This is a genomic window from Segeticoccus rhizosphaerae (assembly GCF_009192725.1).
GTDB lineage: Bacteria > Actinomycetota > Actinomycetes > Actinomycetales > Dermatophilaceae > Segeticoccus > Segeticoccus rhizosphaerae.
This window is the reverse complement of the sequence record NZ_VOHR01000752.1, coordinates 1-513: the sequence shown is the minus strand read 5'-3', so window position 1 is coordinate 513 and position 513 is coordinate 1. Positions and strand designations below refer to the sequence as shown.

1 protein-coding gene is annotated in these 513 nt (G+C 65.9%); it reads right to left on the bottom strand.

Going from position 1 to position 513, the window contains the following annotated elements; genetic code table 11:
* Positions 1 to 513, bottom strand: a 513-nt coding sequence (locus FRW57_RS23855; RefSeq protein ID WP_203230534.1) for an intermembrane phospholipid transport protein YdbH family protein, incomplete at both ends; no start/stop codon positions are given.

Here is a 513-nt window from a genome sequence, read left to right as displayed (position 1 = left end):
AGGCGGCGGCGAAATCGAGGCTTTCGGTGCCGAATGTGCCGGAACTGGTGACCTCGCCATTCGCGGCCCAGTCGATGCGTCCCTTGCCGGTGATCGTACCCTCGGCATTGGCAATGACGCCCAACGCGCGTGCGGAGAGTTCGTCGGGCTGCAACTGGTCGTCGAGAACGAGGCCGGGTACGTCGAGATCGGCATGCCCCGCCCCGGTCGCGAGATTGTGGCGGATATCGGCGATGGTGACGATGCGGTCGGTCCCGGGGTTGCGCAGCGTAGCCTGTGAGAGGACGATACTATCCTCCAGCGTGAGGCCCGCATCGCGCGCGACCAGCGGCTCGAAGCGGTCCGGCTCCTCGCGGTCAGTCAGGAGGAATGACGCTCCGCCGATCGTGACCTTCCCGCCGGTATAGTCCCACCGTCCCGACGCATCGGCGATATCGAGAGGTATCGAGGCGAGCTTGACCTCGGCATCGGCGAAGCTCCCGGCAATGTTGTCGCCGAGCCGTGCGTCGAGAT